This window comes from Hydrotalea flava (assembly GCF_001623405.1).
In the GTDB taxonomy this organism is placed as follows: Bacteria; Bacteroidota; Bacteroidia; order Chitinophagales; family Chitinophagaceae; genus Hydrotalea; species Hydrotalea flava.
The window spans coordinates 199,277-219,208 of the sequence record NZ_LUHG01000039.1; the positions used below are offsets into that span (position 1 = coordinate 199,277).

Below are 19,932 nucleotides of genomic sequence, written 5' to 3' on the forward strand. Positions count from 1 at the left end.
TTGATATACTGATGCAAATTAAAGTATTACACCATATTTACATGGGATGCCCGAAAAATAACATAGAAACAATACCTGTAAGCATAATGATTTTGACCAAAGTACTTAACCGATGAAAGTCGGCAGCTGATTGGGCTTTAATTAATAACCGCACTACTTGCAATAATGGAAGTGTAATACATACAAAGCCATACAAGGCGGTTACCCACCATCCAATAAAAGTTACATATAATTGCAAAAGCAGTAAAGCTGCCGATAACACAATTACCCAAACCAATGTAAATATTTTTGTACTGTTTATTCCCCAAACAATGGGCATGGTTTTACAACCATATTTTCGGTCACCTTCTACATCCTCCATATCTTTAATCACCTCACGAATTAAAGAAATAATAAATGCAAACCCTGCATATAAAATTGTAAACCGAAAAAATTTATGGGTATCTAAATTTGTTATTGGGGGAAATGCAAAAAAATAGCGTTGCTCTGCCCACCAAAGAATTAATACTGACCAGGCAGTGAGTAAAGAAATGAGCACATTACCCAACAGAAATTTTTTTTTCAGTGAAGCGGAATAAATGAACAACAACAAAACACTTAAAAAATTGAATATCCCTATAAAAGAGGTCTGGGTTGTCTTATCAATATAAAAACCCAACGCAATGCCCACAATACTTAATATAAAATGCCAGAGTATTACCCAACGGCGGCTTATTGTATTGTCAACAACAAGTCGTTTGGGTTTATTGACTAAATCAATATTTAAATCAAAATAGTCGTTAATTACATAGCCGCCGGCTGCAATGCAAACTGAGCTGAATGCTAAGAGAAAAAAAGCTGAAGTATTTAATACATTATCAACCCCTGCTGCAGTAAATAAAGGCTTTACAATGCAATACTCAAACATTACCTGGGTTAAAAAAATAAACAGCAGGTTGGGCCAACGAATGAGTTGCAGAAATGCGTTGATAATTTTCAATTGATTGAATTTATGCGAATGATATTTTTAAATTTAATTTTGATGACAGCACCACAAAAATAAACGGGCTCAGCCCGTTCTTGCTCAAATTTATTCATAATCTTATACAAAGCCTTTCCATTTTCGCAGCAAAAATATTGGAAACATACTGATGTTAAGGAATTTAATGCTACTTAATAGGATCATACAATTAAAAACAATGGGTTTGTAACGATACTGCAAAGAACAATCGTCCACATGGTTGTACAAAAAAATAATTTGGTTTACACAAAAAAAATTATATTGTGTGTACGTTTACGTTCAATTGCTTGCCAAAAAGTCCCTCACGATTCGGTTATCCGTTGAGGGATTTATTTTTTAAGTGTTCTTCACGAATACATTCGGTAAACAAATCATACAATTTTGCATATTGAGGTTTTTGCACCAATAAAGCCTGCTGCTTTTGAATAGTAACAGAATCGTTTCGAATGGCCGGGCCCGTTTGCATTGCAAAAGGTTCGATAGAATCATGAATCCTTACAGCAGTTTCATGTATCAAAGGAATTAATAGGGAAAAAGGAATGTTTTGTTCCCTACAATATGCAAATGCCATTTGATATAGATAGTTAGAAAAATTGGATGCAAATACAGCAGCAAGATGCAATTGCCTCTTTTCTTCATCATTCAATACAACAATTTGTGCATCAGTTAAATCTTTACACAATTTCATTAAATCTGGTAAAACAGACTGGTTACCTATTGTAATGGCCAACGGAAATTCAGGCAATTTTTCAACCGGTGCATTCAGGCTTTGTATTGGCCATATTACCCCAAAGAATTCGGTAAAGTTTTTAAATATTGCTGCGGGAATACTACCCGAAGTATGTACCAAAAATTTATTTTTAAATGCCGGATGTGCAGCTGTTTCTTGAATTAAATTATCAGGCAGCGCAAATAAATACAGATCGGCCTGAGTATAGATATCATTTATATTCGTTGTAAACGCAGCCTGCAATTGCATGGCCAATGTTGCTGCATGCTCCGGAGTTTTACCAACAATTTGCAGAATTTTATGTTGTTTTTGAAAAAGTAACTTACCGAATATAGTGGCTACATTGCCTGCACCAAGAATAACAATATCCATATATTTGTTTTAGGATGAACAAGAAAACAAAAACCAAACTAAAGGCAATTTATTATATTGTACTGATAAAATTGATTGCAGTTTTCAGTACAAGAACTGCCGCACTAAAGGCATTTAAGGTATTCTCAACGCCCTATTCAGGAAAACCAAAAAGGGTACCACCGGCAGAATTTTCTTTTGCTTCTACGCTTACCCTGCACTTCGAAGGTAAAGTATTAAGGGGATGGCTATGGCAACCTGAACCAGAAAAAAATAATGGGAAAAAAATATTGATTGCACATGGCTTTGATAGTTGCAGTTATCGCTTTGCACATTTTATTCAGCCCTTTCTGCAGCAGGGGTTTACGGTTATTGCCTTTGATGCACCTGCACACGGATTAAGCGATGGTAACACTACCAATGTATTAGAATATAGAAATGCCATTGTAGCCATCAAGAAAAAATTTGGCCCATTTGAAGTAAATATCGGGCATTCGTTAGGCGGAATGGCCATTACGTTAGCTGCTGAAAAATTACAGGACACTTCAAAGTTAATTTTAATTGCGCCTGCAACTGAAACATCTACTGCCATTCACGCTTTTTCAAAGCTGCTGCGTTTAAACGCAAATATAAAATCTGCCTTTGTTCAACACATCAAAACAATATCAAACCATAGTATTCATTATTTTTCTGTTAGCAGGGCTATTGCACATATTCATGCGCCTGTTTTATGGATTCATGATGAATCAGACATGATTTGTCCTTTTAAAGATGTACTTCCCATACAAGAAAAGCAATATCCGCATATTTCATTTTATTGCACAAAAGGCCTCGGGCACAGCAATATTTATAGAAGCAAATCTGTTAAAAATGCCATTATTTCATTTAGCAATAATGAATAATCGTTTTTGTGATTTAAAGCTTTCAACTAATATTGCAATGTACATTATTGAAAAAATGGCAAAAAAACCATTATTGAACGATTCATCCATAGATTCGTTCGTATTGTTCACCATATATTAAAAATTAGAATGGCAAAGAATTTATTAATCGTCGAATCACCCGCAAAGGCAAAAACCATAGGCAAAATCTTAGGGAATGATTTTGAGGTGAAAAGTTGTTATGGCCATATCAGAGACTTGGAAAAAGATGATATGGGCATTGATGTTAATAAAAACTTTGAGCCACGCTACATTGTTCCGGATGAAAAACAGAAAGTAGTAAAAGATTTAAAACAATTGGCCGCCAAAGCAGCAGAAGTCTGGTTAGCATCGGATGAGGACCGTGAAGGAGAAAGTATTAGCTGGCATTTGGCTGAAGTACTGGGGTTAGACCCGAATAAAACCAAAAGAATTGTATTTCATGAAATAACCGCACCTGCCATAAAAAAAGCTGTTGAAAATCCAAGACTTATAAATATGAATCTGGTGAATGCACAACAGGCCAGAAGGGTACTAGACCGATTGGTGGGTTTTGAATTAAGTCCGGTTTTATGGAGAAAAATTGGCATGCAACGCAGCCTGAGTGCAGGCCGTGTGCAAAGCGTAGCAGTTCGGTTAATTGTAGAAAGAGAAAGAGAGATTAACCAGTTTATTCCGGAAAAAAGTTTTAAAATAGAAGCAGCATTTACGGCACCTGATATCAACCAAAAACTCGTAATTTTTAAAGCCGAGGGCCCTTCAAAAATTGCTACCAACGAAGCAGCCAACCAGTTCCTACAGCAATGTATTGGCGCTAGTTATACTGTTAAGCAGGTTGAAGTAAAGCCTGCTAAACGTACACCGGCCGCACCTTTTACAACCTCTACACTACAGCAGGAGGCCTCCAGAAAATTAGGATATGGGGTTAGCAAAACAATGTTACTGGCACAAAAATTATACGAAAGCGGTTACATTACTTACATGCGTACCGATAGTATTCAGCTTTCTGATACTGCATTAACTGATATTAAAAAAGAAATTAACGAGTATTACGGCAGTCAGTACCACCAGCCCCGTAAATTCAAAAACAAAAACGAAAGTGCGCAGGAAGCCCATGAAGCCATTCGGCCAACCTACATGAGCAGACATACCATAGATGAAGCTGATACCAAAAAATTATATGAACTCATCTGGAAGCGAACCATTGCTTCGCAGATGAGTGATGCCGCATTTGAAAAAACCATAGCTCAAATAGGCATTTCTACCAATGCGGAAACGTTAACAGCCACTGGAGAAGTGTTGAAATTTGATGGTTTTTTAAAAGTATATTTTGAAGGACGGGATGATGAAGATGAAGAAGATACAGAAAAAATGTTACCCCCATTATCTGAAGGCCAAAAATTAGAATTCAAAGAAATGATGGCAACAGAAAAATACAGCCGCCCTCCGGCAAGATATACAGAAGCATCACTTGTAAAAAAATTAGAGGAGCTGGGAATTGGAAGGCCATCCACCTATGCGCCTACCATTACCACCATTGTTAAAAGAAACTATGTAGAAAAAAGAGACAAAGAGGGTGTACCCCGGCAAATTACCTTACTAAAACTTACACCCGAAAACCACATTGAAAAAAATATTATAACTGAAATTACTGGCGCCGAAAAAGGGAAATTGTTCCCAACTGATTTGGGTATGCTGGTTACTGATTTTTTAAAACAGTATTTTCAAAAAATTATGGATTATGGCTTCACAGCTAAAATTGAAGAAAACTTTGATGAAATTGCTGAAGGTAAAATTCAATGGAATAAAATGATTGATAATTTTTATCAGCCATTTCATGTAGATATTGAACATACTTTAGAAAATGCAGAACGGGCTAAAGGTGAACGCGAATTAGGCACAGATCCGGCTACCGGGAAAAAAGTGATTGCCCGAATGGGTCGTTATGGTGCTATGGTGCAAATAGGCACTGCCGAAGAAGAAGAAAAGCCGCGTTTTGCTAAACTAAACCCCAATCAAAGTATTGAAACCATTTCATTGGAAGAAGCACTTGAACTGTTTAAATTACCCCGCATTTTAGGTGAATATGAAAATCAGGAAGTGAGTGTGAATATAGGCCGGTTTGGTCCCTATGTTAAATGGGGCGATCAATTTATTTCATTGCCTAAAGGCGTAGATTTAACTGAAATTGAATTAGATAAAGCCATCACATTCATCACACAAAAAAACCAGGCAGATGCACCCATTGCTACTTACAAAGATTTGCCGGTTACCAAAGGAAAAGGAAGGTTCGGTCCCTTTATAAAATGGAATGATGTGTATATTAATGTACCCAAAAAATACAATTTTGATACATTGAGCAAACAGGATATTGAAGAATTAATTGAGGCGAAGATGGAAAAAGAAGCCAATCGCTTTATACAACAATGGCCACAAGAAAAAATTTCAATTGAAAATGGTCGTTGGGGACCATTTATTCGCTTTCAAAAGAAAATGCTGAAGCTGGGCAAAAAACCCGATGGCACAAAATATGAACCAGCAGAATTAGAAACGATTACTCTAGACACTGTAAAAGCCATGATTGCAGAACAAGTTCCGAATGCTTTTGCAAAAAAAACAAAGGCTGCTACAAAAAAATCGGCAATAACAAAAACAAAAAAATAAATACAATAAAAAAATCGGAAGCATCACAGTCTGTTTTTTTTACATGTTAATTTTTCTGAAATACTTTAATAGTACCTACCCATTTTTCTCAAAAAACGAACATGCGCAGCAACAGCACCCCGTACAGTAGGATATTCAATATACTGCAACTGATATTCCTTACACACTGTTCTAACGATTTTACTGATAGCCGGATAATGCACATGCGAAATTTTAGGGAATAAATGATGTTCTATCTGAAAATTTAATCCACCCACCAACCAGCTCACTAATTTATTATGGGTGGCAAAATTGGCGGTTGTTTTTATTTGATGCAAAGCAAATTCATCGGGTAATTTACTGCTTACCGGATCAGCTTCAGGAAAATCGGTACCTTCAACAGTATGTGCCAACTGAAATACAATGCTTAAAATAAACCCTGTTACACAAGCCATAGTAAAGAAACCTGCCATCCAGTCTATCCAACCAACAAAATAAATCGGGATAACTACAAATGCCATAAAATGGAATGCTTTGATAAACCAAAACCCAAGATGATCGCGTATCTCCATTTTTTTCAGGGCAATATTGCCAATTTTACCGGAAAAATATTTTTTATAATCTGCAAAAAATATCCAGAAAACATACAATAGCATATATAGTACAATAAAGTAAATATGCTGAAAACGGTGTACCCAGTATTTTTTTTGTGTTGGTGCCATTCGCATTAAAAAGCCAACTTCTATATCATCATCTACCCCATCAATATTGGTAAAACTATGGTGAATCATATTGTGTTTTACATTCCACATAAAGTGATTGGCTCCTACCAAATTCACTGAACGTGCAGCTAAGTGATTCAGCCATTTGCTGCGGCTAAAGCTACCGTGACTGCCATCGTGCATAATATTAAAACCAATGGCAGCAACTACACCCCCCATTATGATTAACTCAGGAATAGCAAAATACCGGTTGGGGGTAAAAAAAATAAGATGCACATATAAAAAGCCAAAAAACAACATTAATAAAATAGCTTTTGTAAATAAAACTGCGTTGCCAGTAGCTTCAATACCGTTTGTTTCAAAATATGCATTTACTCTGCGCCTTAGCTCAGCATGCAACGAATCTTTAACAGCAGGGAATTTAGGAATCATTCTATTCATTTATAAAGTAAAAAACAAACTGCAAGGTACATGAATTAACGCTATCCAATACGTTAAAACGCAATGAACGCCACAAAATCAAAAACATTGTATTCGTGTATAAAAAATATTTCCACAACAATAGAATAACTTCTGCTTAAAAAAACAAAAAAAGAGCTTAGTTTGGTATTGTAATTAAAACATACTGCCATTCAAACAACTACTACGATAGCCTATATGCAACAAACGAAAGAAATAAATGCTTTGTTTTCGCTGATAGACGACCCGGACGAAGAAGTATATCATACCATTGCTGAAAGAATTGTTTCTTTTGGAAAAGGTATTATTCCCAATTTGGAAAATCTGTGGGAGAATACTCCCAATACGGAAGTGCAGGAGAAAATTGAAATGCTGATTCACCAATTGCATTACAAAGACTTAACAAACGATTTTATTGAATGGAATAAAAATCCTTATCACGATTTACTATTGGGTGCATTATTAGTGGCAAAATTTCAATATCCTGATTTACACACAACTCCGGTATTACAGGATATAGAAAAAATAAGAAGAAATGTATGGCTGGAACTGAATAGTTATTTAACCCCTCTGGAACAAGCCAATGTATTATCGAGCATTATTTATAACTATTATAATTTAAAGGGCATAGAAATTAGCTATAACCACCCTGATGATTTTTTTCTGCATAAAGTAATAGAAACCAAAAAAGGCAATACCATTACCAACAGTATTATTTATCAGGTATTGTGTAACCTTTTAGAAATTAATGCCCGAATTATTAATATTCCCAGGCAAATGGTCATTGCTTATTTTCATTCAGATTATGACGCAACCACCTATAAAGGTCACCCACAGGAAAAAATTCATTTTTATGTAGACAGTATTAGCGGGCAAGCCTATTCACATGCAGATATTGAAACTTATTTCAAAAAAATTTCAGTACCACCGGTTGCTTCCTACTTTAAACCAATGCCGAACCAACGTATTATTCAAATTTTATTGCAGGAAGTTGCCAAATGCTTTACCCTTCCTTCTAACCAATACAAGCAAGATGAATTATTGGCATTAGCAGCCTTATTAGATGATTAAATCATTTTTATGATATAAAATAGTTTGGATATTCTCAAATAATTCATTTCCTATTTTTTAAAATAAGGATTTAAAATTTCACCTACTTCATCCAATACCACTTTGCAATTGAAGCAGCAGAGAAGACGAAGAAAATTCTAATTGTGAAAATGAAAGCAGCTCATTTCGTAATTTTACTACATATCCATTGTTGGCAATGATTACCACACATCATGAATGAAAATTACTATACATATTACGAAAGTCCGATAGGTTTAATAAAAATAGGGGGCACAGAACAATACATTACCGAATTAAGTTTTATTGATAATAGCCAGCAAATTGCACATGGCATTCCGGGCATCAGTGATTTATTGCATCAATGCACGGAAGAATTAATTGAATTTTTTCAGGGAAGAAGAAAAACTTTTGATTTGCCGGTTTACCAGGAAGGTACTCCCTTTCAGGAAAAAGTGTGGAATGAACTTTTAGCCATCCCATTTGGCAAAACCATCAGCTATATGGATTTGGCAAAAAGAATGGGCGATCCGAAATGCATACGGGCAGCAGCAACTACCAATGGAAAAAATAAAATTGCAATTATTGTTCCATGCCACAGAGTAATTGGCAGCGACAAAAATTTAACGGGTTATTCGGGTGGTTTGTGGAGAAAAAAATGGTTGTTACAGCATGAATTCAAAATTGCACATGGTATTCAAACCCTTTTTTAATGCTGCTAAAAACGAACAGCCTTTGGGCATTTTAATTTTTTGGTATTATCATTCCCTCCATAAATACCTGTTTTAACCAAAGAAATTTCATAAGCCCCCTGCGAACCATTATAACCACTTAATGAAGATGTAGTAGCATCATAATTAAACGTAACTTTTATATTACTTACCTGATACCCAATCATGGGGATAGCAGCATCGCCCAAACGATAGTACATTCCCAGAATTAACTGACTGTTTCCATCACCACTTAAATTTCTATTGGCATTCATACCTATTACCGTTTCAGTTACATTACCCATTTTGCTGAAGTACATATTGGGATTGAATATCCACAAATTTTGAATTTTAATATTCCCATTCATAAAAAAATTGTAACGCGGATCAACGGTATTGTTACTTACTGAAGGTGCAAAAAAACTTTCTTTTGGCCGATTGAAATGTTGAATACTTACACCCAGATTTAAATAAATATTATCAGTTGCAAAATAGGCATAATTAATCCCAGCATTTAGATCCATATAATACACAGATGTATAATAAAATGGCTCGTTAGATGGGATAACAACATCAAAAAATTTACCATTCCATTGATCATTAAAAGTAAGTTTACTGGCATCTACCCGTTTATTTACACCACCTACACCAAAACCTATACTTAATAACCCATCATAACCCAATACCTGGTGGTAAGCCAAAGATGCATACCCTTTGGTAGAAGTGAGTGAGCCATCTCCGGCAGCATCGGTTAACAACACACCGCCTATACCCACCCACCCATTTTCAAAACGATTGTTAAACAGCTGGGCATCGCCCCACATGCTCATGGTTTTATAAGGGTTGCCAATATTGGCCCATTGGTTCCTGTAATTAATACCTAACCTGTAATCTGATTCAGGATTAAAACCGGTATTTGCCGGATTTACCAATAATGGAGCATTAAAGTATTGGGAAAAGTGTAAATCTTGAGCATACAACTGATGCACTGCTAATACATGTAACATTAGCAGTATCAACAACATTTTATATACAATTTTTATACTACTCATTTCATTACTTTAATAAGGTAATATCGCCCGTTTTTGTATATTTTTTTCCATCTGATGTTTCAATCAACAATACATAATGATACACATCCTGTGACTGAATAACGCCGTTATATGTACCATCCCACCCCCCCGATTTTGTGAAACCCTGATAAACCAGTTTACCCCATCTGTTATAAATATTCCATTTCATTTTGGTAATGCCATATCCTTGCACATAAATAACATCATTAATACCATCACCATTTGGCGAAAATGCTTTGGGCACATCAAACAAGGGCGCAATTAATGCCTGAACCGGCAGGCATTTTTCATCAACACATCCCGATTTGTTGATGGTTTGCAGACAAGCTGTATAATTTTTGGTTGAATCGTATATATGACTAACAGGGGTGGCTATACTGGTGGTAATGGTTGAATCTCCATCACCAAACAACCATTTATAACTCAAAGCAGGCTGCGACAGATTGGTAAATTGAATGGGCGTATTGGTAACCGGAGGCTGCGGTGCCACGCTAAAGTCAGCAATTGATTTTATTTTCATTTGCACTATTTGAGTGGTAGTGTCTGATTTATTGCAGGTATTTGGATCATTTGCAATTAAGGTAATAGTATAACTGCCTGTATCATTGTATTGATGGGTAGGACTAATGGCTGTTGAGCTGCTACCATCCCCAAAACTCCAAATAAAATTGGTTCCACCAGTTGAAGTGTTCTTGAATATGCCAGTATAAGGCACACAACCAATTGATGGCGTTTGAAATGCTGCTTTTACATTGGCTGCAATTCTAATTTGTAAAACGGTACTATCGTTATGATTACAGTATCCGGTATCTTGTAGTACTAAGCTAACATTATAAATTCCCTCAGATGGGAATGTATGAGTTTGCGGTTGAGTGCCGGTTACAACGGATGTGCCATCTCCAAAATTTAAAATAAAGGATTGTCCATTAAATGGTTTATTGGGAGGTGACGTAGATGTGTTGTTGAACTGAAAGGTTAATGATTCGCAGCCACCAATTTTAGCAGCATTTAAACCCAAAGTAGCCGCATCATTCCGAACACGAATGGTAACATAAGATGTATCACTAACATTACAACTATTCGGATCGGTAGATACCAGCATTACTTTATAAAAACCAATATTTTGAAATACATGCGATGTTTTTGGAGTAGTAGTTGTTACCTGAGTAGAGCCATCATGAAAATCCCAAACATAGGTTTTTCCCTGTGCAACCGTATCGGCAAAATCAACATTTAAAGGCACACAACCCGATGTATCGCGAGGTATGCCATTAGCAGCAGCCTGCAACCCGGAAGAAATACCTGCGAGATTGAATGCAATTTTAAGTGCCATCATATTACAATCGGGGCCATTATTAGTGGTAGAAAATACGTAGGGTGGGCTGCCGGTTAAAATAGGATTGGCCGGTGGTCCGTCTTTACAAGAACAAATGGTTTGATAAATAATACCATTTTTATCGAAACGGCTGGTGCCACCATCCACATGATCGCCTAATGCACCATTCTGTCCAAAATAGCTGCCAAACAATTGGCTTTGTGCATTTTTTTCTAATACAAAGAAATAAAAATCGGCACCATCTGTAGTGTTTTGCAGATAATTGGGAGTTGACATATTTCTAACCCCACTATTCAAATAACCGTCACCAATATCAATACCACCACCCCAGCCTGATACATATACATTTTCACAACGATCCACCAGAAAAGCTGTTGGGGAGATGTTAGGCTGCGGACTGCCGGGCGCTCCAAATGTTGCTGAATAAACAAAATCTGATAAGTCGGGTTTTAATTTGCAAATAAATTGTTTACCATCTGTTTGCCCCTGTGTTTGATTAAAAGGAGAATTAACTACCTGCCATTTGCCATTTGTAGTTCCCATAATATAGGGAAAGCCCAACTTATCGAATTGCACACCAAATAACATGTCTGCTCCATTGGTGCCAAAATAACTGCTATTGATTAATTGAGAACCATCATTACTGATGACTGCTACAAAACCATCGCAAATGCCGCCTTGGTAGGTAGGAAACTTTACATTAGCACCAATGCCCGGAAAATTCGTACTGGCAGTTCCACCGGCAACATAAATGTTATTGTTGGTAGGATTGATGGATAACACAAAGGCGGCATCGTTATCATTCCCTCCTAAATATGAACTGAATAAAACCGAACTTAAATCCGGAGTTGCTTTTATTACTACCGCATCCTGAAAAAAGCTACTGCCATTCGGGCCACCATTGTTTTTTTGAAAAGCGTTTGCAGAAACGGGAAAATCTGTTGACTGTGTACAACCTGCCAGATATATATTTCCGGCGACATCAATAATAACCTCACTTCTTGCATCATCACCATAATTTAAACGGGTAGATTGATATCCTGCAGCACCGGTATATTTTCCCCGAATATTTACTCCATCATCGGCACTGCCACCAATTTTAAGTGATCCTACAATACCACTTCCCGAAACATTTAGTTTGGTAATGAATATATCAAAACCACCGCCTGTTCCAACAGTATTGGTTACGGGAAAATTGCTGGAACTTGTTCTTCCTGCTATAATTAATTCACCCGCATTATCGGTTATTAAACTATGAGGTTGTTCATTGCCATTGCCACCCAAATAGGTGGCATATACTCTGTTTCTGCCGGTTGGATCTAACTTCATAATTGCTACATCATAAGGAGAAAGTTCCCCCTCTCTTACCCCACCCTGAAAAGACGTTTGAAATGCACCATTGCTCACAGGAAAAGATTGGTTATCGCCTGCAAATACAATACCGCCGGCATAAAAATTTCCCGAATTATCGTAAGTGGCAGTATAGCCCCAGTTTTCAGCAGTACTGCCGGAAAAACTGGAAAAAACAAATTGTGGATCAATAACCAGTGTTGCAGCAGGATCTGTTTTTTCAACATTAAACTTTACAATACTACCCTTTATGTTGTAGGTACAAGGCACTATTTGCTTGCCCGATAAATTAACAGCATAACTATAGGGTTTAGCCTCTTTTAAATTTTGTACAGAAGTTTGAATAATGAGTTCACCGTTTTTTTGCTTCAGTCCATTTACTCCATCATAATATAACGCGATTGTATTTACGTTACCACCTGGATTTACAATGATATCATATTTTAAAGTGCCGTTGGTGGTGTAATAACGAACATCAATATTTGGATATATATTTTTGCAGGTAATGGCCTGATAAACTTTACAATTTTGCCCCCATTTAGTGGGGTCATTCCCAATTAAATAATTGTTGGCAGTGGCCAACGGTTTATCAGGAATAATTTCAGGATTGGGATTGGCATTTAAAAATTTTACCTGATATACATGCAATCTGAGTACTTTTTTCCCATTGCCGGCATCAGCTTCAAGGGGTGCGATGGCTGTAGTAGTTTGTCCATTTGCATTTACCTGTTGAATGTATTTAATGGAAGGTTTCGAAAATTGTTGATGGGGAGATAAAGTAGCATAATCTTCAGGACTATATAGTAACATTCTGAAACCACCATCTTTTTGAATGGAAAAAGCTCCGATGGTAAGGTTTCCTCTGTAGGCTATATCATTATTCCACTGACCTTTATTCTCAACAAATTGCAAATTGGACTGCGCTTTACTTTGCTGCAGCAAACCCATTATACAGAAAGCAAAAAGAAAGTACCTTATCCCATTCATACATAATAAGTTTTACTGCCAGAAAAATACATCAACAGAAAGCAATAGTAAGTTACAAAATCCCTACCATATTGTTAAATAACAGGTTGCATTTATAAATGTTTAATCAGGATATTTTACTCCATCCTGTTTTACCTTTTGATGATTGCAAAAACAAACGCAGACAGCTATTTTCTTGGGATTGTAATTCCATATCTTTTTCTACCAATTGTTCTGCCTCCATTCTGGCCACTTCCAACATTTGTCTATCATTCACAATACTGGCTAGTTTAAAATTTACTGCCCCGCTTTGTCGGGTACCTTCAATTTCACCAGGACCTCTTAATTCCAAATCTTTTTCAGCAATCACAAATCCATTATTGGTGGCACACATTATCTTGATACGTTCTTTGGCCTCAGCGCTTATTTTACTACCTGTTAAAAGGATGCAAAAACTTTGTTCGCTACCCCTTCCTACCCTGCCGCGCAACTGGTGTAACTGCGATAAACCAAATTTTTCAGAACTTTCAATCACCATTACAGAGGCATTGGGCACATTTACACCCACTTCAATAACGGTGGTACTCACCATAATTTGCGTTTCGCCTTTTACAAAGCGTTGCATATTCAATTCTTTCTGTTCAGCCGGTTGTTTGCCATGCACCATACTAATGCTGAACCTGGGTTCGGGGAAAAAAATTTTAACTTGCTCGAAGCCCTGCATTAAATCTTCATAACTTAGTTTTTCACTTTCTTCAATTAATGGATAAATAAAATACGCCTGCCTGCCTTTTTCAATTTCAGATTTTACAAAATCCATCACACTGGCACGGGCATGTTCAACACGGTGAACGGTTTTAACGGGTTGCCTGCCGGGTGGTAATTCATCCATTACACTATAATCCAAATCTCCATAGGCTGTCATTGCAAGGGTTCGCGGAATGGGTGTTGCCGTCATTACCAGCACATGCGGTGGGATGGCGGCTTTTTTCCAAAGTTTGGCACGTTGTTCTACACCAAACCGATGTTGTTCATCTATAATCACCAAACCTAAATTTTTAAACTGAACTATATCTTCAATAATGGCGTGGGTTCCTACAATAAAATGGATGGAATCATCCAACAACCCTTTTAAAATTCTTTTTCGTTCTGCGGTTTTAGTACTTCCGGTTAAAAGTGCAATTTCAACCGGCATTTCTTTTAATAAATTACACAATCCTTCAAAATGCTGTTGGGCCAATATTTCAGTTGGCGCCATCATACAACTTTGAAAACCATTATCTGCTGCCAATAGCATGGCTAATAAAGCAACAATGGTTTTACCGCTTCCTACATCGCCTTGCAACAAACGATTCATTTGATGGCCTTTGGCCGTATCTGATCTAATTTCTTTCAATACCCTTTTTTGTGCATTGGTTAATTGAAAAGGCAAATACCTGTTGTAGAAAGTATTAAAATAATCGCCAACTTTTTCAAACAAAACTCCCCTGCTGGCTTTTTGTCTTCTTAATTTTACTAAATGCAAGCGTACCTGTGCAATAAAAAGCTCTTCAAATTTTAAACGGCGCAATGCAGCTTCATAAGCTTCTGGATTGGCAGGAAAATGAATGGCCTGATAGGCTTCAAAACGAGGCACTAATTTTAATCGATTACAAATTTCAGGTGGTATATTTTCGGATATGCAACCAGATGGAAGAATGGAAAATAATTGCTGGGTTAAGTGTGCTATCTGCCGACCACTTAATCCCCTTGCTTTTAATTTTTCAGTTGCCGGATAAACCGGTTCTAAATAATTTTTTGCAGTAATATTTTGTGGCTGTTTCAACTCTATTTCAGGATGAACGAGTTGAGGCTTGCCATTAAAAAAACTCACCTTCCCAAATACAAGATACGTTGCGCCAATTTGCACATTTTTTTGAATCCAGGTAATACCCTGAAACCAGGTAAGTTCAAGCAGTGCGCCGGATTGGTCTGATAACTGACCCACCATTCGCCTGGCACGTTTTTCACCAATTACCTCCAATGCAATTAATTTTCCTGCCACCTGAATATATTCAGTATTGAACTGAATGGATGAAATAGGACTAATAACAGTTTTATCAATATGCCGGTAAGGAAAATGGTTTAATAAATCTTCATACACAAAAATGCTTAATTCTTTTTTAAGCAAATCGGCTCTGAGAGGCCCCACGCCTTTTAAATATTCAATAGGAGTTTGTAATATGTTTGTTGTTTGCACGTTAGTTACCACAATTTATTCAACACAAATAACAAAAGTAAATACTAAGGTCGTTTATTTAATATGAATAGTATGCAGTAATCATAAAATACTTTACTTTTAAATTCAAATGCACAAAAACAAACAACAATGGATAGAAGGATTTTTATTAAAAATGGTTCATTAGCAGGATTGGCCATTACCGCTATTGCAACAGAAGCGGCCGTTGCAAATATAAACAATCATACAGCAGCAGATTTTCCTTTAATGGAAACAACTATTGATGCTGTTCAACAAAACATGCAGGAAGGTAAATTAACTGCACGCCAGTTAACTGAAATGTATTTAAAAAGAATAAAAGCCATTGACCAATCCGGGCCGGCCATCAATGCTGTAATTGAGGTGAACCCCGATGCCCTTGCCATTGCAGAAGCATTGGATAAAGAAAGAAAAGCAGGTAAGATTAGAGGCCCCTTGCATGGTATACCTGTTTTAATTAAAGACAATATTAATACCGGTGATAAAATGATGACGACTGCCGGATCATTGGCATTAGAAGGGAATATTGCCGATAAAGATGCATTTGTAATTGCACAATTACGAAAGGCGGGTGCCGTTATTTTAGGTAAAACCAATTTAAGCGAATGGGCCAACTGGCGTTCAACCCGATCTACCAGTGGCTGGAGCAGCCGTGGCGGACAAACCAAAAATCCCAACATGTTAGACAGAGGACCTTGTGGCTCCAGCGCAGGTTCCGGAGCTGCTGTTTCTGCTAATTTATGTGTAGTAGCAGTGGGAACTGAAACAGATGGTTCAGTCATTGCGCCTTCTTCTTTCAATGGTATTGTAGGCATTAAACCCACTGTTGGTATAGTGAGCCGTAGTGGCATTATACCTATTTCTGCAACGCAAGATACCGCAGGCCCAATGGCCAGAACTGTGAAAGATGCTGCAATTTTACTGAGTGCCATGACAGGAATGGATGAGGCTGATGCAGTTACCTTAAACAGCAAAGGAAAAGTACCGGCAGATTATACTCAATTTTTAGATGCTTCTGCACTGAAGGGAAAAAGAATCGGCATTGAAAAATCTTTTTTAAAAGGCCATGAGGGTGTTGTGGCATTGTATAAAGCAGCCATTGAAACCTTACAGCAACAAGGCGCTACCGTTGTAGAAGTTGATTTGCTGAAATTAACCAACCCTTTAGGCGAAGCCGAAAATATAGTTTTACAATACGAATTTAAAGATGGCGTAAATCGCTATTTGGCAAGCGCCAAAGGCAAAGTTCATTCCTTAAAAGAATTAATTGCATTTAATAATGCAAATGCTGCCACCGTTATGCCCTATTTTAAACAGGAATTATTAGAACAAAGTGAAGCAAGGGGAACATTGCAGGATGCCGCTTATCGGGAAGCGCATGCAAAGTCAACTTCTGCAAGAGCAATCATTGATAACCTGATGAAAACAGAACGCTTAGATGCCATTGCCGGAACCAGTATTGGCCCGGCCTGTTGTATAGACCTAATTAATGGGGATTATGATACCGGATTTTATTTCTGCCCACCCGCAGCCATGGCCGGTTATCCACATATTTCTGTTCCAATTGGTACTTTGCAGCATTTGCCGGTTGGTTTTTCTTTTATTGCCGGAGCTTATGAAGAGCCCAAATTATTAAGCATAGCCTATGCTTTTGAACAAGCTACTCAAAAAAGAGTTGTACCGAAGTTTATACCCAACTTTATTTCAACTGCACCTTTGGTTTAATATACCTTGCATACTTCCATACTTTTTAACAACGCCTCGCCAACAATGAGGCTTTGTTATGCTTTTATTTTATAACCACCGTATGCTTTTTAAAACAAAAATTACTTTTCTGTTTTTTCATTATCTTAACCCATCAAAATTTGCCTTACTAATTTTTCATATACCCCTTATGTTTCAATCACTGTTGCATTACGTTCCAAATGATTTACAAATGTTTATACTGGTAGTGGTATTTGCATTCATCATTGGTTTAGAACAGCGGCGGTACCACATCAATGAACCATTTGAAAATTTATTTGGTACTGACAGAACATTTACACTAATAGGCATTCTGGGTTACATTTTGTATATAATTGATAAGCAGCAATTATATACATTCATTATTGGGGCTTGCTTTATTATGCTCTTACTGGGTATTTATTATTTTCAAAAAATTAGTACAGAAAAGAAGTTTGGATTAACCACTATTCTGATTGCATTAATTGCTTACACACTGGCGCCTCTTGTTTATACGCAACCACTCTGGCTAACATTTAGCATTGTAATTCTAACTTTAGTAATTACAGAAGCGAAAAAAAGTTTGTTTGCTTTTTCAAAATTATTTGATGAAGATGAATTTATTGTTTTAGCTAAATTTTTAGTTTTAACAGGTGTTATACTTCCTTTATTACCCGCACAGCCTATTTCAGTATCTATTGCAGTTTCTCCCTATCAAATCTGGCTGGCTGTTGTAGTCATATCCAGTATTTCTTATGCCAGCTATTTGGTTAAAAAATTTATATTCCCCAACGCAGGAATTATCATCACCGCAATATTAGGCGGCTTGTATAGCAGCACCGCCACAACCGTTATTCTGGCCAGAAAAAATAGGGAAAACCCCGATGACAGTACTATTTTACCAGGTATATTATTAGCAACGCTCATGATGTACATCAGGTTATTTCTAATTGCCTATATTTTTAACCGCACCATTGCATTTGCACTATTACCTTATTTTTTATTTTTTATTTTGGTAACCTCTATCATCATTGCAGGATTGTTATGGTTACATCGGGAACAGAAAGTAAATAAAACGACTACCTTTCTAATCACCAAAGGCAATCCATTAGAATTTAAAACAGCATTGGTTTTCGCTGCATTATTCATTCTGTTTTCGCTTGTAACCAGCTTTGTATTTCGTGTGTTTGGCAATAGTGGGTTAAATGTTTTGGCATTGGTTGTAGGTGTAACAGATATTGACCCCTTTATTTTAAATCTGTTTCAGGGCAAAATGGTGATAAGTGAAGGCGTGATTGTATTATCGGTTTTAAATGCTATTGTCAGCAATAATATTTTAAAAATGTTGTATGCCATCGTATTGGGTGCGCCACTTCTTCGAAAAAAAATATGGATAAGTTTTGGTATTCTAATTGTATCTGGTATCGGTATTTCTTTATGGTTATTTCTGACTAAAGGCACTTAATACATAAAAATTGCTATTGCTTAGAAAAAAACGAAGGCAGGAATGTACAAACAGGTTACTTAAATTATCTTCGCCGCTATGAAAAAAGAAACAGTGTTAAGCGGTATACGCCCCACCGGATACTTGCATTTGGGCAACTATTTTGGTGCCATGCGTAATTATGTAAAAATGCAGGATACCTATAATTGTTATTTTTTTGTAGCCAACTGGCATAGCCTAACTACCCATCCCGATACGAAAGCCCTTCAGGAAAGTGTGTACAGGGTAATTGCAGAAAATGTAGCCTGCGGATTAGACCCCGATAAAGTAGCATTGTATGTACAAAGTGATGTGCCTGAAATTGCAGAGCTCTATTTGTACCTGAACATGTTGGCTTATAAAGGCGAATTGGAAAAAACAACTACTTTTAAAGATAAAGCCAAACTGCAACCCGATAATATCAATGCAGGATTATTAACCTATCCTGTTTTAATGGCTGCAGATATATTGATACACAGAGCTGTTAAAGTGCCTGTTGGCAAAGATCAGGAACAACATTTAGAGATGGCCCGCAATTTTGCCGAACGTTTTAATTTCAGGTATGGACATATTTTTCCTGAACCCCATGCTTTTAATTTTGGTGATAACCTGATTAAAATAATGAGCTTAGATGGAAATGGGAAAATGAGTAAAAGCGAAAACCAAATGGCCACCATTTTTTTAGCAGATGAAGATGACATTATTCGCAAAAAAATCATGAAGGCGAAAACAGACAGCGGACCTACTGTTCCCAATTCATTGAAGCCCGACTATATTGAAAATTTATTTACCTTGATGAAAATAGTCAGTAAAGCAGAAGTGTATGATACATTTGATGAAGATTATAACCAATGCAACATACGCTATGGCGATTTTAAAAAGCAACTGGCTGAAGATATGGTGGCATTTATACAACCCATTCGTGAAAAAGCTGCAGCTATACAAAATGACAAAGCTGCCTTGCACCAAATGATGAAACAAGGCGCTGAAAAAGCCAGAGAAAGCGCCAATGCAACGCTGCAAGAAGTGAGGAAGGCCATTCGTATGATATATTAAAGAAAAGAAGCCGTACTTCCTGATAATTTATTACATTCACCTGCATAGAAACAGGGAAACCTATTTATTCAATTATTTTATTATAA

Annotated in this window: 13 protein-coding genes; 7 read left to right on the forward strand and 6 right to left on the reverse strand. The window is 36.8% G+C overall.

Features of this window, described 5'->3' with window-relative positions; all coding sequences use genetic code 11:
- Positions 1-37 precede the first annotated feature (37 nt).
- Complete coding sequence (locus A0F92_RS02820) at positions 38-979, reverse strand: geranylgeranylglycerol-phosphate geranylgeranyltransferase (protein WP_068241432.1); 942 nt, start codon at positions 977-979, stop codon at positions 38-40.
- 334 nt (positions 980-1,313) lie between these two features.
- Entirely contained in the window at positions 1,314-2,102 is a 789-nt protein-coding gene (locus A0F92_RS02825) for a Rossmann-like and DUF2520 domain-containing protein (RefSeq protein ID WP_068241434.1), read from the reverse strand.
- A 14-nt stretch (positions 2,103-2,116) separates the two neighbouring features.
- Between A0F92_RS02825 and A0F92_RS02830 the strand changes: the two genes are divergently transcribed.
- Together A0F92_RS02830 and topA are read left to right on the forward strand one after the other, a co-directional pair.
- The gene (locus A0F92_RS02830) at positions 2,117-2,983 is read left to right on the forward strand and encodes an alpha/beta hydrolase (protein WP_068241437.1); all 867 of its coding nucleotides are present in this window, start codon (positions 2,117-2,119) and stop codon (positions 2,981-2,983) included.
- Between the two features lie 129 nt (positions 2,984-3,112).
- Positions 3,113-5,665 (forward strand): type I DNA topoisomerase, encoded by a 2,553-nt coding sequence (topA, locus tag A0F92_RS02835; protein WP_068241439.1) that lies wholly within the window; start codon positions 3,113-3,115, stop codon positions 5,663-5,665.
- 65 nt (positions 5,666-5,730) lie between these two features.
- Here topA and A0F92_RS02840 read toward each other — a convergent pair whose 3' ends face one another.
- The gene (locus A0F92_RS02840) at positions 5,731-6,798 is read right to left on the reverse strand and encodes a fatty acid desaturase family protein (RefSeq protein ID WP_068241441.1); all 1,068 of its coding nucleotides are present in this window, start codon (positions 6,796-6,798) and stop codon (positions 5,731-5,733) included.
- A gap of 225 nt (positions 6,799-7,023) precedes the next feature.
- Between A0F92_RS02840 and A0F92_RS02845 the strand changes: the two genes are divergently transcribed.
- Together A0F92_RS02845 and A0F92_RS02850 are read left to right on the forward strand one after the other, a co-directional pair.
- Complete coding sequence (locus A0F92_RS02845) at positions 7,024-7,896, forward strand: transglutaminase family protein (RefSeq protein ID WP_068241444.1); 873 nt, start codon at positions 7,024-7,026, stop codon at positions 7,894-7,896.
- Between the two features lie 212 nt (positions 7,897-8,108).
- Positions 8,109-8,606, forward strand: a complete 498-nt coding sequence (locus A0F92_RS02850; RefSeq protein WP_068241446.1) for a methylated-DNA--[protein]-cysteine S-methyltransferase — start codon at positions 8,109-8,111, stop codon at positions 8,604-8,606.
- A gap of 5 nt (positions 8,607-8,611) precedes the next feature.
- Here the strand turns inward: A0F92_RS02850 and A0F92_RS02855 are convergent, their stop codons facing one another.
- The 3 genes from A0F92_RS02855 to recG all read right to left on the reverse strand — a co-directional run bounded on the left by A0F92_RS02855 (position 8,612) and on the right by recG (position 15,567).
- Positions 8,612-9,655, reverse strand: coding sequence for a PorP/SprF family type IX secretion system membrane protein (locus A0F92_RS02855; protein WP_253810096.1), 1,044 nt, complete (start codon positions 9,653-9,655; stop codon positions 8,612-8,614).
- Between the two features lie 4 nt (positions 9,656-9,659).
- The gene (locus tag A0F92_RS02860) at positions 9,660-13,349 is read right to left on the reverse strand and encodes a DUF7948 domain-containing protein (RefSeq protein ID WP_068241447.1); all 3,690 of its coding nucleotides are present in this window, start codon (positions 13,347-13,349) and stop codon (positions 9,660-9,662) included.
- A gap of 106 nt (positions 13,350-13,455) precedes the next feature.
- Positions 13,456-15,567, reverse strand: a complete 2,112-nt coding sequence (gene recG / locus A0F92_RS02865; protein WP_167516764.1) for an ATP-dependent DNA helicase RecG — start codon at positions 15,565-15,567, stop codon at positions 13,456-13,458.
- Between the two features lie 129 nt (positions 15,568-15,696).
- On the opposite strand from recG, the gene A0F92_RS02870 reads away from it, so the two are divergent.
- The 3 genes from A0F92_RS02870 (at position 15,697) to trpS (ending at position 19,846) form a co-directional block, all read left to right on the forward strand.
- Positions 15,697-17,310: an amidase gene (locus A0F92_RS02870; RefSeq protein ID WP_068241449.1), complete on the forward strand. Its 1,614-nt coding sequence runs from the start codon at positions 15,697-15,699 to the stop codon at positions 17,308-17,310.
- A 169-nt stretch (positions 17,311-17,479) separates the two neighbouring features.
- Positions 17,480-18,772 carry an MgtC/SapB family protein gene (locus tag A0F92_RS02875; RefSeq protein ID WP_068241613.1) on the forward strand — a complete coding sequence of 431 codons (1,293 nt, stop codon included), beginning with the start codon at positions 17,480-17,482 and terminating at the stop codon, positions 18,770-18,772.
- A gap of 78 nt (positions 18,773-18,850) precedes the next feature.
- Positions 18,851-19,846, forward strand: coding sequence for a tryptophan--tRNA ligase (gene trpS, locus A0F92_RS02880; protein ID WP_068241451.1), 996 nt, complete (start codon positions 18,851-18,853; stop codon positions 19,844-19,846).
- Positions 19,847-19,932: the final 86 nt, after the last annotated feature.